This window comes from Robertkochia solimangrovi (genome assembly GCF_007279655.1).
Lineage (GTDB): Bacteria > Bacteroidota > Bacteroidia > Flavobacteriales > Flavobacteriaceae > Robertkochia > Robertkochia solimangrovi.
The window spans coordinates 897,104-910,599 of record NZ_QKWN01000001.1 but is presented as its reverse complement, the minus strand read 5'-3'; the positions used below and the strand labels follow the sequence as shown (position 1 = coordinate 910,599).

Genomic DNA, 13,496 nt, shown 5'->3' with positions numbered 1-13,496 from the left:
TATACAAAATTTTAATCAACTGTAATTTTATTGTAAATTGCCACACAACATTTTTTATGCGACATAAATTCCTCCTACTGCTGACTATTTTCCTCGCACTTTCATGCGACAATTCCACTTCTGACCGGAACCCTTATTTGGTCGAACCAAAGTTCTCTTATGATATAAATCTCAACCTGCCTCAATATGGAAATCTGAACACTCCGGGCAGTGCTATTTATATCGGCGGGACGAATGTCGGTATCAAAGGGATCATCGTGATCAATCAGGGATTTGGGAATTTTCTCGCATGGGAAGCCAGTTGCCCGAACCATACACCGAGTGCCTGTTCTACGATGAAGATCGAAGGCGGTGTAAATTGCCGATGTAGTTGTGATGATTACCTATACAGTCTGGTGAATGGAGCCATACTCAGTGAATTACCTGAGGGAGAAAGGGCCTACGGCCTCCTGAATTATCAGGTGACCGGTAGCGGCACTATTCTCCGTGTTTCAAATTAAACTGTAGGACGCCCACAGTCTCTTATTTTCGTATTACTTTAAAATTTAAAAGTAGCCCCAACCAGGAAGTTAATTCCTGCCTGTGGATAGTACCCGACACCGTCATAAGTGGTTACGGAATCATCTGCTTCAGGAACATCATAAGTATAATAATATCCATTGGAAATATATTTTTCGTCAAAGATATTATTCACGAGTCCGCTTAGGATGATCGAATCGAATACCCATTGTGGCTTCCATTCATACTGCAAGTTCAGATCATTCACAAAATAAGCATCAAGCTTTGAGGAGTTAGTATCGATATTCCCGAGATACTGACTGGAAACATATTTGCTCAGGAAGCTCATCTGAAGACCGGTTACAGGCATCCAGGTAATCATATTTCCGGCAACGATTCCGGGAGAATAAGAGATATGGGTATTACCCAGGTCTGTCAGTATTCCATTTCTTTCAAAATAGAAATCAAGATTTCGGTTTTCACTGAGCGCTACATTAGGGCGCCATACAAAATGATCACTGAGCATTACCATAGCATCTACTTCAAGACCCAGTCGGTAGCTGTCTCCAACATTTTCCCGAAGCGGTGCACCGACATCATTCAACTCACCTGTTAAAACAAGCTGATCTTTATACCTCATATAATAGACATTGGTATTGATGCGCATCCCTGAAGTATTAAAACGCCATCCCAATTCAAAATCATTCAGTTTTTCCGGATTCGGACTACCGCCTTCATAATCATTTCGGTTCGGTTCACGATGAGCCCGGGCATAGGAAAGATACAAGTGATTTGTATCATTGAGTGTATAGGTCACCCCGAATTTAGGATTAAAGAAATCAAAGGTATCATCCACGATTCCCGTTTCAGCTCCGTTTGCCGTATAATGCACGGTACGATACTGCAGATCCCCGAAAAGACTCCATGCCTCACTGATCTTCACATCAGCCTTAGCATATAGGTTAAAATCAGTTTTCAGAGAATTATCATCATAATATCGGTCATGATAATCACTATCAGAAGCATATCTCGCCCAGATAATTTCTCCAAAATGATCCCCCTCATACTTATTCCAGGCTCCGCCTAAGATCAGGTTGAACGCACTATTATCAGCATAGGTCGCCGAAAAGGTTGTTCCATAAAAATCATTGTCCAACCAGCGCCTTCTGATAAGATCGGTAGTATTGAGGAGTTGTCCGTCGACCATGATCGGGGTCAATCCATAAGTTTCAAAATCATCATCCTGTCTGTACTGTTCGAAGAACCCTCTGCCACGGGTATAATGAAATGCCAGATTCGTACTCCAGTTACTGTTCCAGGCTTGTCCCCAATGCAATTGAAAATGGTCTTGTTTGTAATCGTCGACCTCGTTATCATAATAATCAACGATATTCCCTTCTTCATCATAGATCGCTCCTGCACTATTAAAGGTACGGTGCGTTTCCAGTAAGGCCGGATCCTCAACTCCATTCCAGGACTGATAGGTGATTTCATGGCCACCAAATAGCAAAGCCTTGATCAGGGTATTCTTATCGACATAAGCCGCCTGCAGAAAATAGGATTCCAGATCGGAGGAAGCCCGATCGACATAGCCGTCTGATTTGATTCTTGAAAGCCTTCCGGATACTTCGATATGATCGTTCATCAATCCGGTGCTGAACTTGATATTGTTTCTAAAGGTATTAAAACTACCTGCTCCAGTGGAAATCTCCGCAAAGGCTTCTTCAGAGACCTTATCTGTAAGCAGGTTTAAACTGGCTCCGAAAGCTCCGGAACCATTGGTGGAGGTTCCTACCCCTCGCTGCAATTGCAGATCCTGAACAGAAGATGCAAAATCAGGCATATTCACCCAGAAGGTCCCATGTGATTCCGCATCGTTATACGGAATTCCATTGATCGTAACATTGACTCTGGTAGCATCACTACCACGCACCCGAATCCCTGTATAACCTACACCCGCACCGGCATCTGAGGTTGTGACAACCGAAGGCATATAGTTCATGAGCACCGGTATATCCTGTCCAAGGTTTCTGGGTTGGATCTCATCGGCAGTAAGATTTGAATAGGTTACAGGCGCTTGTCCACTAACCCGAATGGCCGATACCAGCACCTCATCCAGCATGATATCATCCTCATTCAAGTGTATATTCAATTCCGTATTCTTTGACACCTTTAACCTTCTTTTTAAAGGCTCTGATGTGAAATAACTGAAAACAAAAGTGTGCTCTCCTGCAGGAACCCACAACTCATAATAACCCGAGCTGTCAGTAACCGTGCCCATTGTCGAATCTTCCAGGGTGACACTGACGCCAGCCATCGGTACTTGTTGCGGATCCTTAAAGGTTCCAAAAACTTTATATTCCTGTGCGGTTATTGCCGACAAGGAGAGTAAAAGAAAAAATAAGGTAGCGAATAAACTTTTCATTCGTAATATTTCAATACGAATAAAAGGGGTCATTATTCTTTGATTAAACTAATTATGTGATTATATACTTTACACCGTTCAACAATGTAAAATACGTTTCCCTAAACAGCATTACCTGTTCCAGGTTCTACGGGTATGATCTCAGCCTGAATGTAAGGCACCCCTTTGAGACGGCGCAAAATTATGAATAGTATAACAATATAACGACAGATTTTCATTTAATTTTAATAACTTATGTTAATGCCTGGGTAAGTGAGCTCTTATGAATAACTCGAAAAGGAGAATAACGGTAAAGGTACTGATCAGCTATATCGCACTCGCCTTACTGGTTGTGGTTGTTGGGAAGATCGTCTATAATGAGATCAATTCATTTACCCGCGCTCAGGAGGATGATACGCTGGAAAAGAATAAGATCATAAGGATTGGCAAATTACTGAACCTGCTTTATGAGAGTGAAAGCTTTGCCAGGTCTGCGATTCAGTCAAATCGGGAAGAGCCCTTCGAGAATTACCTCAATAAGAATGAATCGATCATCGTTGAGATCGACTCCCTACAAAAAATGGTCATCAATGATCATCAGCAAAAACTTCTCGACAGTGTTAAACTGCTCATCCGCCAGAAAGTGAACAACATAAGGGATCTCCGTCAGATCAGACATAGTGATAATGCCGAAAAGGCTTTGGAAAAGGCCATCGCTAAATTCTCCAATATTGAAGAAACCCTTGGAAGACTTTCCTTAACCGATTTTGTTGCCAGTCCTTCCACTATACCTCTTGAACGCAGGCAGCAATTACAGGAATGGATCAATATCCTAAATCGCAACATCCCCCGTGACTCCACCAATACTGTAGACGAAAAAACACTGGACTCGCTGGTGATCGCCTCCAGAGCTATGCTGGAAGACATTCGTGAAGAAGTTTCGCAACAGAAACTAACACTCACCATAAAAGAAAATCAATTATTACAGAATGACCTTACCACCTCCCAGCAGCTTCGGGAGATTCTTTCAGCCTTCGAAAATGAATTCCTGAACATATCCCGGGAAGAGAATCTGAAACGGGAAAAAGTACTTAGAAGAAGTTTGAATGTGATCACTGTATCGGCGATCATCGCAGCGATTCTGGTGATTATCTTTTCAATTCTAATTCTCAACGATTTTTGGAAAACACAGAAATACCGGGAGCAGATCGAAGCTTCCAATGAATTTACCAAATCACTATTAAAAAGCAGGGAACAATTGATCTCGATGGTTAGTCATGACATGAGAACACCATTGAGTACCATTCTTGGATATACCGAACTGTTAAAGGAAGGGAATCTCAGTAACCGTGAAAGGTACTATACCGACCGTATCCGGAATTCGTCTTCTTTCATGACCAAACTGGTGGATGACCTTCTTGATTTCACAAAACTCGAAGCAGGTAAGATTCCGGTTGAACACATTCCGTTTGACCTGGAAAGATTGATAAGAGATACTGCAGACGGGATCAGCTCCTTGTATTCTGACAAACCAATTCGTTTAAAGATTCATATCGACAAGGCCTTCACCAAACCTTTGCTCGGCGATCCTTTCCGTATAAAACAGATCCTTTCCAACTTATTGGGTAATGCCTATAAATTCACCGAGGAAGGAAGTATTCTGATCGCTGCTCAAATTAGTGATTACAGCCCCGACATCATGACCATCACGGTAACCGATACCGGTATTGGTATTCGACCTGAAAAGCAACAGGCCATCTTTGAGGAGTTCACTCAGGCAGAGGAAACCATAGAGAAACAATACGGAGGTACGGGACTAGGACTCACCATCTCAAAAAAGCTGGCGGGCTTACTCGGCGGAGACTTATCGCTGGAATCTGAAGCGGGCAAAGGCAGCTCCTTCACCTTAGCCCTGCCTTTGGCATATTCAGACAAGCCGATAAAAACGGAAGAAAAAGAGGCTAACGGTGTACTTCACAATTTAAGTGCCATCATTATCGATGATGACCAAACCTTGCTGCAAATGATTACGGAGGTGCTGCGTTCCAAAGGCTTCACCATCCACAGTTATGATGATGCAGCAACCGCTCTTTCAGAGATTCCTAACATACATTACGACCTGATCATTACCGACATACAACTACCCGGCATGAACGGCTTTCATTTTGCCGAAAACCTGCGGGCAGATCCAAAATTCAATTATAAAGACCAGCCGATCATTGCAGTTACGGGTAGAAAAGACCTCAATAAAAGTAGTTATCTGGATTCCGGATTTGCCGGATTTCTTTTTAAACCCTATTCACCGGAAAACCTTTTAAAAACGATAGACCAGGCCTTAGGCAACGAAGAAATGTTGCAGGAGATACCTGAAACGAATCAGGCAACCAAAGATTCCGCACCTGATTTCGACCTGAGTCCATTGCGCTCTTTTCTATCTGATGATGACTCCATGATCGAATTGCTGGAACTGTTCATCGCCAATTCCAAACAAGACCTTATCAGGATCAAAGACTTTGCTGATGCATCGGATTACAATGGCGTTAAGAATCTTGCCCATAAGATGCAAACCATGTTTCGTCAAATCAAAGCCGGAAAGGTCACCGGGATCCTTGACGAACTGGAATATGTTGAAATTAATGATGCGAAGATTTTAACAGAAAAGACCCGGAAGCTTGAACATGCGATAGAACAGACCTTCGACGGAATCATGCTAACGATTAAAAGTAAGGCGTAGGCACCTGGAGTCAGGGCTCAATATTATATTCCTTTAATTTATTGTAAAGTGTTTTTCGTGTGATATTTAGTAATCGTGCAGCTTTTGATTTATTATTATCCACCTCTGCAAGGGCATTTACGATCAGATCTTTTTCATTCTCCTTGGTAGAAAATGAACGTCGAACAGTTGACTGCTCAGGTTTTGGGTTTACAAGTTCCGCCGGTAACGCATCTTTAGAGATCAACTCCCCATGCGTAAGCAATGCCGACCTTTTAATGACATTCGACATTTCCCTGAGATTTCCCGGCCATTTATAACTCTGAAAAAGAGCGATAACCTCATCCGAAAACCCCACTACCTCTTTATCCAATTGTTCATTCGCAAGTTTAAGAAAATGATCTGCGAAGATCATGAGATCTTCCTTACGGTCATGTAACGAAGGTACCTTTATAGAGAACTCATTCAATCGATGATAAAGATCTTCTCGAAAAGTTCCATTTTCAACCGCCTTTACAAGATCTTCATTAGTGGCCGTTATGAGGCGTATATCAACATCGATCTCTTTGTTGCTTCCGATAGGCTTGATCTTCCTTTCCTGCAATGCCCGCAATAACTGAATCTGGTTTTCATAGGAGAGATTTCCGACTTCATCTAAAAAAATAGTTCCCTTATTCGCAGCCTCAAAGTGTCCTTTCTTATCATTTACGGCCCCTGTAAACGACCCTTTGATATGACCGAAGAATTCACTGGCAGCGATCTCTTTGGGGATTGCACCGCAATCCACCGCTACAAAATTAAAATCCTTTCGTTTACTATTGTCATGGATAGCTTTGGCTACCACTTCTTTTCCTGTACCACTGTCACCTATGATCAATACAGACATATCAGTTGGTGCAACCAGATTGATGTATTCATTCAGTTTAGAGGAGGCATTGCTAATTCCTTTCACACGCTGCCTTGCAGATCTGGATCCTGACCCCTTCCCCGGTTTTTCATCAGGGGCAGCAACGCCTGGTTTTTCCTTAGGGACCTTGACATCAGTACGTAACGCGTTCTTAATAACCAACAGTACTTCATCCTGATTAAAGGGTTTTGAAATATAATCAAAAGCTCCTTTCTTCATAGCTTCAACTGCCGTATTAACCTCTGCATAAGAGGTCATCAGGATCACTGGCAGTCCCGGAAATTTAGCCTTCACTTTTGAAAGAACAGCAATCCCATCGTCATCCGGAAGCCGAAGGTCTGTAAAAACAAGATCGAAAGAATGCTCACTTAACTTTTCCAAAGCGTCAGCGGAGGAATAACTAGTAATAACTTCGAAGTGGTTCTTGTTTAAAAATCGCTCGAGCATTGCGGAAAATGCAACATCATCCTCAATTAGAAGTATATTTGGCATATTATGGCGCTACTTTTCACAAAAGTAGCAAGTTATAAAGCGCTTAAGATTAAAAAAATCATAAAAAAAACCCCGTGACTGCATCACGGGGTTTCCAAATTATGACTGGGTCCTATTTCTGGATCCACTCACCACTTTCATTTGCATATAAGGTTGCTGTTTCTTCTCCCATTGTAACTTCAAGCTTGTATTCTTTAGCTTCATTAACATAGGCTTTAGCTATTTCTGCTCCCGGAAAATCATTAGCCAAAGCATCCTGAACTGCCTGAGGAACTTCCTCAACTTTAATTTCTTTAAACTCTTCCTGGAATGAGATCACCTCTTCATATATATCCTCAGCGATTCCGTCATGAAAAATAACCGGAGTTGCAGCGAATGAGGTAAACCCTCCTAATGCCAATGCTGATACTAAAACTAAATTTCTCATATTCATTTGATTTATAATTCTTATTTATATAATGAAATTATCATACCATACAGTCAGAATGCCAAAACAACATTCTAAAAGCCTTTTATATCAAGCATTTACAGATAATCCAAGTATTTCAACCTATTTGAAATATGTATAGCAAAGTGTATACATAGCCAAAAAGTGTGTAAAAAAGATACAACCCTGATACGTGATAATGGTGACATTGGTGACAATAATGATACTGGTGATAATAGTGATTTTGGGTGGAGAAACGTGCAGACGTAATGTTACTAGCTATCGCTAATAAAAAAAGCCTTTCCCGTTGCCGGGAAAGGCTTTCTTCGTTAATGAAAACAAATGAAGCTATTACTCTTTAATCCATTCACCATTCTCATTAGCGTAGAGGGTGGCAGTCTCTTCGCCCATTGTAACCTCCAGCTTATATTTGGTTTTATCCTCATTTACATAAGCCTTGGATAATGTTGCCTCAGGGTAATCGGCCTTAAGGGCATCGGTTACTGCTGCAGGCAAATCGGAGGCATCGATTTCAACGAAATCTCCTAAATAAATTACTTTATTTACATCATTGCTGATTACAGGAGTACCTGCAAAGGCGGTGAATCCACCAAAAACTAAAGCTGCTGCTAAAACTAACTTTTTCATAATATACTGTGTTTTCTAAGTTGTTACTTTATTTCAAGTTATCTATTAACTACTGGTATATATGAAAATACCGTTCCACAACGGGAACTCCTGGGCTTAATATCAGAAAACCCCTTGATTTACAAGGGGTTCACGGTTTATGATGTTTTTATTGATTTAACAATAAGTGTGTAATATTGTGTGTAATTATTGTGAAGTGTGTAAAAAATACATACTTTTTTCAGATTTCCTTAACCTGGTGCGCTGACTTTAGAAGATCAACAACCGTCTTAACCGGATTAAAAGTACTCAAAGGAACTTCCACGAAAACAGTATTCCAAAAAGCCATCCCACCATTCCAGAGTCCTGGAAGTTCCAGTGCTTTGACAGAGCGCCCTTCTTTGGTCTTAAGAGTTATAAAAGCCTGTTTTGGGTCTACAAATTCGGTAAGATCATACTTTTCTCCTTTATAGTTCTTTGTACTGCATACGATATCGACAGGATTAAAATGAGTGGAGTTCTTCAGAATGTCCTTTTGAAACTTATTATTCATATCGATCTGTGCCGATTCAATGATCTGCAGTGATATATTTCCATCCTCATCTTTTATCCAGAAGGGTCCACCCCCAGGTTCTCCTTCGTTCTTCACCATACCACAGATACGTATTGGAGCAGCGAGTTTTTCCTTTAGGAATTCGATCTGAAACTCCTCTTTATATTTATCCACATCCGGCTTAACATGAACATTGAGTTGTTTGCTTAAAAACTCCTTGATCTCGTCAATTCGAGCCTGACCTGGTACAGACTCATCTAATTCACGGGCATATTCAAATACTTTTGACTGAAGTTCCAGTAATTTTCCCGCCAGTACTTTCTTGTAAGCGGCAAGGTTGTGTTTGAACTTATAAACCACTACATTATCTATATTTTTGATAAAGATAATGTCGGCATCCTGCTCATTCAGATTTTCGATCAAAGCTCCGTGTCCTCCCGGTCTGAAAAGCAATGTCCCGTCATTGAGACGGAAAGGCACATCCTCTTCCGTTACTGCGATGGTATCAGTAGATTCCTTCTGATAGGAGAATGATATATCGAAGGTCACTCCTGTTTTGTTCTCCACATTGTTCTTAATACGATTAAACTCTTCATCGAACTTATGTGAATGCTCTTCAGAAATGGTAAAATGCAACTTCGCCTTACCTTTTGATTCATCATACAAAGCTGCCTCGTATAAATGTTCTTCAAAGGCAGTGGCAGGATGGGTCTTATATTTATGAAATGGCAGCAACCCTTTTGGGAAGGCTCCATAATCAAACCCTTCTTCCGAAAGCATCAACTTTACGAGGTAATATTTCTGGTAATGCCAGGGAAGATTTTCAAAGTTCTCATACTTCTGCTGTAGTTCTTCCAGAACGAGTTTATAGAACGGGAATTTTTCCACGCCGATAAAAAATGCCCTTAATGTCTCCGCATCGGTTCTGTTGATATATGCATTAACCGTTTCCTTTTCCGGATTATAATCATTCAAAAATTCGAACAGCGCCTTGAACATTCGGGTCGCTGCACCGGAAGCCGGGACGAATTTCAGCAATGATAAATTATCTTTTTCAGCTTCAAATCTGCTGATAAATTCCTCTTTCTTGGCATCACCGATCTTACAGATTCCGTTGCCAACCGTAGCAGGTGCAATAAGGTTCGCAAAAGGGATTCCCCGTTTAAAAGTTTCGATCTGACTTTCAATTTTCTCCACAGATATTCCTTTCTTCCGGAACATTTTCAGATCAGCTTCTGTTATGGTCATCATGTGCTTTAAGTATGTTGTTTATATGATTAATTGCAGTGTTCAGTCGCTCATCCGCATCACCCTTTAAAATCACATAAGGCTTGTTATACCGGTCCAGAGAATTCCGGAAAGCCTCAAACATTTCTTCTCTCTCTTCGGGCTTATCTCTAAGGTCATCGGCGACCCAGGGAACGTCAATGTAAGTTAAGAAATAAATATCGTATTCATTGAGAATAGCATACTTTTCGAGCAGTGGATCACAATATCCGTCATAGTAAACTTCCGAATAAACCTTGGTTACCAAGAGATTAGTATCACATATAAGCACACGGCTCGCAGATTCGGAAAGTTCATTTTCCAGTTTCATCTGGCCCCTGGCAATCGGTAGTATATCAACGGGTTCACAGATCCTTTTTTCCCGATCCCATTTTTCCTGTAGATATTCCCGGGCATATTCCGGCACCCATTCAGTATGGTAATGCGTCGCCAAATCTTTAGCCAGGGTAGTCTTACCGGTAGATTCCGGTCCGTAAAGCACTACCCTAACAAGGTTTCCGGACCTTTGTTTAAGTGTTTCTTCCATGCCTGATAGCCATAAATAGCAATAATTGTAAATAAAAGGTATTGAATACTGGTGAAAATTAGTCCTTTGTACCAATACAAGGGTACTGAAATGACATCACCGATGATCCAATAAATCCAGTTTTCCAGTTTTTTTCTGGCCATAAGCCACATCCCTACAAAGAATATGGAAGTTGTGATAATATCTGTATATGAAGTCCAACTATCCCAGCGATCGTTCAACTCATACACCAGAGCAACAAAAACCGCCGTTCCGATAAACAACAATACTGACCAGAAATTTTCGCGACTACTCGTGGTGGTAACCGGCGTAAAATGATCCTCATCCACCTTTTGTGTCCATACATACCAACCGTAGATACTCATTAGAAAATAGTAAGCATTGATCAACATATCGCCGAGTAAACCATAGAAAAGGAGAATATAAACGAAAAGCGCGGTACTGATGATCCCGGTAGGATACACCAGTATATTCTCCCTTTTCGAGTACCATACGCTTAAAAACCCAAAAATGACTCCGATAATCTCGAGTATGATCAGGTGCGTAGGAATACCATCGTATTGGGAAAAAATACTATCAAAAATGTGGTTCATAGTCGTGTCGGTCACTTTTTACCACCTTCATGTACAGGAGTCCCTTATCGATCATTTCAAAAGCTTCCTTGATCTCAGCTGTAAGTATTCCCATAACCTTATCGTAGTCACCATAGACCTGAGTGCTGAGGGGGTTTTCAAGAACCGTCAGACCACTATCGCGGAGTTTCTTGATGAAATGTATAATCGATGGTTCAAAATCATCCTGTAATGGGGTAAGTGTTAGTTCAACAGATATTTTCATAGTTTACATTTTATTTTTCTAAAGCATAGGCACAGGTAAAACCTTCAAATTCCAGGTAACTGACCTCATACGCCTGTAATCGGTTTCTGAATTGAACCCATCCCGTGGTTTGAGAATCATCCAAGTCAAAGGGGATCACCCTGGCATGCTGCTTAAAGCTCATGCCTTCCGTAGCAAATACCTTGTAAAGGCTCTCTTTGATACACCAGACTACGGTAAGACGTCGAACATCGGAATCATCCAGATAGTTATACTCGTAATCCACAAACTTATGTGCGATCACACTGATCTTTTCCCGTTGCTTTTCAATATCGATACCGGAAGGTACTTTACTGATAATGATCCCGGAAAAAATAAAGGAGTGCGTGATTGAAATATAACGATCATCTGTGAGATGGGGTTTTCCTGAACTATCATAGTACAGATCATCAGGACTATACCCTGCTGCTTTTAATAAGTGCCTCACACTCAAAAATCCGCGCTGATGTAACTCCGATTTCATATGACTGAGTCGAACCCGGCAGTGATCGGTAAGAGAAACGTCTTCGTATAGGGCTTCCACCGACTCTTCTATCTTCCAGATCAGCACTTTAGTATCCGGATTTACCGTTATAGTTTTATAAAGAGGCATTTAATATAAAAGTTATTGCGTAACTTTGCAGCCGTAAAATTCGGCGTGTACGCAGGGGTTTTACCATTGTTTATGTAAAACGAACGTAAAAATAGCAAAGTAATATGAGTACTAAAACAATTCCTTACATCCCTTACAAAGTTAAAGATATTAGTCTGGCTGAATGGGGCCGTAAGGAAATAGAACTTGCCGAAGCGGAAATGCCAGGGTTGATGGCACTCAGAGAAGAATATAAAGAAGCACAACCGCTGAAAGGCGCACGTATCGCCGGATGTCTTCACATGACTATCCAGACTGCTGTTCTGATCGAAACCCTTGTAGCTCTTGGCGCTGATGTTACCTGGAGTTCCTGTAACATTTTCTCTACCCAGGATCATGCTGCCGCCGCTATCGCTGCTGCGGGAATTCCGGTATATGCATGGAAAGGAATGACCGAAGAGGAATTCAACTGGTGTATCGAGCAAACACTGTTCTTTGGAGAAGAGAGAACACCATTGAACATGATACTCGATGATGGAGGTGATCTCACCAATATGGTACTCGACGATTATCCTGAACTGGCTGCCGGAATTAAAGGTCTTTCAGAAGAAACCACAACAGGAGTTCATCGTTTATACGAAAGAATGAAGAACGGAACGTTACCGATGCCTGCGATCAATGTCAATGACTCGGTTACCAAATCCAAATTCGACAATAAATTCGGATGTAGAGAAAGTGCCGTTGATGCCATCAGAAGAGCAACCGATGTAATGCTTGCCGGTAAACGTGTGATTGTATGCGGATACGGTGACGTTGGAAAAGGTACCGCAGCTTCTTTCCGTGGAGCAGGAGCTATCGTTACGGTAACAGAAATCGATCCTATCTGTGCTCTTCAGGCTGCCATGGACGGTTACGAAGTTAAAAAACTGGAAACCGTTGTTGGTAAAGCAGATATCGTAATCACTACTACCGGTAATAAAGACATTGTTAGAAGTGAGCACTTTGAGGCAATGAAGGATAAGACTATCGTTTGTAACATCGGTCATTTCGATAACGAAATTGATGTTGCCTGGCTAAAGCAAAATCATGGTAGCACACATATCAACATCAAACCTCAGGTGGATAAATACACCGTAAACGGAAACGATATCATACTTCTTGCTGAAGGCCGACTTGTAAACCTGGGTTGCGCAACAGGACACCCTAGCTTTGTAATGAGTAATTCCTTTACAAACCAGACCCTCGCACAAATCGAGTTATGGGTCAACACCGATCAGTACGAAAACAAAGTATACATGCTTCCAAAGCATCTTGATGAAAAAGTAGCTAAACTACACCTGGAAAAGATCGGGGTAGAGCTTACAGAGCTTCGTCAGGATCAGGCAGCTTATATCGGAGTAGAAGTAGAAGGTCCGTTTAAGCCTGAATACTACCGGTACTAGTATCTAGTATATAAATTTATAAAAAAGCGCATAGGATCGATCCTATGCGCTTTTTTTATGAGATATCAATATCCCGGTAAGCCCTATAACCTGTCCAATACTAGGTTTCCAATACCACAATACCAGTGTGTAGCCCGGGGAGAATTATAATGTTCATAGGGAGTATTAAATCA

At 41.3% G+C, this 13,496-nt stretch carries 12 protein-coding genes; 3 read left to right on the top strand and 9 right to left on the bottom strand.

Going from position 1 to position 13,496, the window contains the following annotated elements:
- The first annotated feature begins 56 nt into the window (after window positions 1-56).
- Window positions 57-500 (top strand): hypothetical protein, encoded by a 444-nt coding sequence (locus DMZ48_RS03900; RefSeq protein WP_143953774.1) that lies wholly within the window; start codon window positions 57-59, stop codon window positions 498-500.
- Between the two features lie 38 nt (window positions 501-538).
- Here DMZ48_RS03900 and DMZ48_RS03895 read toward each other — a convergent pair whose 3' ends face one another.
- Window positions 539-2,923 (bottom strand): TonB-dependent receptor, encoded by a 2,385-nt coding sequence (locus tag DMZ48_RS03895; protein ID WP_143953773.1) that lies wholly within the window; start codon window positions 2,921-2,923, stop codon window positions 539-541.
- Between the two features lie 262 nt (window positions 2,924-3,185).
- On the opposite strand from DMZ48_RS03895, the gene DMZ48_RS03890 reads away from it, so the two are divergent.
- Window positions 3,186-5,636, top strand: coding sequence for an ATP-binding protein (locus DMZ48_RS03890; protein ID WP_143953772.1), 2,451 nt, complete (start codon window positions 3,186-3,188; stop codon window positions 5,634-5,636).
- 10 nt (window positions 5,637-5,646) lie between these two features.
- Here DMZ48_RS03890 and DMZ48_RS03885 read toward each other — a convergent pair whose 3' ends face one another.
- From DMZ48_RS03885 to DMZ48_RS03850, 8 genes are all read right to left on the bottom strand, one after another.
- A complete protein-coding gene (locus DMZ48_RS03885; protein WP_143953771.1) occupies window positions 5,647-7,014 on the bottom strand; it encodes a sigma-54-dependent transcriptional regulator in 1,368 nt (455 codons plus the stop codon).
- 112 nt (window positions 7,015-7,126) lie between these two features.
- Complete coding sequence (locus DMZ48_RS03880) at window positions 7,127-7,441, bottom strand: hypothetical protein (RefSeq protein ID WP_143953770.1); 315 nt, start codon at window positions 7,439-7,441, stop codon at window positions 7,127-7,129.
- A 351-nt stretch (window positions 7,442-7,792) separates the two neighbouring features.
- On the bottom strand, window positions 7,793-8,089 hold the full coding sequence (locus DMZ48_RS03875) for a hypothetical protein (protein WP_143953769.1): 297 nt from the start codon (window positions 8,087-8,089) through the stop codon (window positions 7,793-7,795).
- Window positions 8,090-8,309: 220 nt separating this feature from the next.
- Window positions 8,310-9,872, bottom strand: coding sequence for a DUF4301 family protein (locus DMZ48_RS03870; RefSeq protein ID WP_143953768.1), 1,563 nt, complete (start codon window positions 9,870-9,872; stop codon window positions 8,310-8,312).
- Window positions 9,850-10,434 (bottom strand): AAA family ATPase, encoded by a 585-nt coding sequence (locus DMZ48_RS03865; RefSeq protein WP_143953767.1) that lies wholly within the window; start codon window positions 10,432-10,434, stop codon window positions 9,850-9,852. The genes DMZ48_RS03870 and DMZ48_RS03865 overlap by 23 nt, the downstream gene beginning before the upstream one ends.
- Window positions 10,389-11,027 carry a nicotinamide riboside transporter PnuC gene (gene pnuC / locus DMZ48_RS03860; protein WP_143953766.1) on the bottom strand — a complete coding sequence of 213 codons (639 nt, stop codon included), beginning with the start codon at window positions 11,025-11,027 and terminating at the stop codon, window positions 10,389-10,391. The genes DMZ48_RS03865 and pnuC overlap by 46 nt, the downstream gene beginning before the upstream one ends.
- Window positions 11,011-11,271 carry a thiamine-binding protein gene (locus DMZ48_RS03855; RefSeq protein ID WP_143953765.1) on the bottom strand — a complete coding sequence of 87 codons (261 nt, stop codon included), beginning with the start codon at window positions 11,269-11,271 and terminating at the stop codon, window positions 11,011-11,013. Before DMZ48_RS03855 ends, pnuC begins: the two co-directional genes overlap by 17 nt.
- A 10-nt stretch (window positions 11,272-11,281) precedes the next feature.
- The gene (locus DMZ48_RS03850; RefSeq protein WP_143953764.1) at window positions 11,282-11,902 is read right to left on the bottom strand and encodes a 4'-phosphopantetheinyl transferase superfamily protein; all 621 of its coding nucleotides are present in this window, start codon (window positions 11,900-11,902) and stop codon (window positions 11,282-11,284) included.
- A gap of 104 nt (window positions 11,903-12,006) precedes the next feature.
- Here DMZ48_RS03850 and ahcY point away from each other — a divergent pair, with 104 nt between their 5' ends.
- Window positions 12,007-13,323, top strand: a complete 1,317-nt coding sequence (ahcY, locus tag DMZ48_RS03845; RefSeq protein ID WP_143953763.1) for an adenosylhomocysteinase — start codon at window positions 12,007-12,009, stop codon at window positions 13,321-13,323.
- Window positions 13,324-13,496 lie beyond the last annotated feature (173 nt).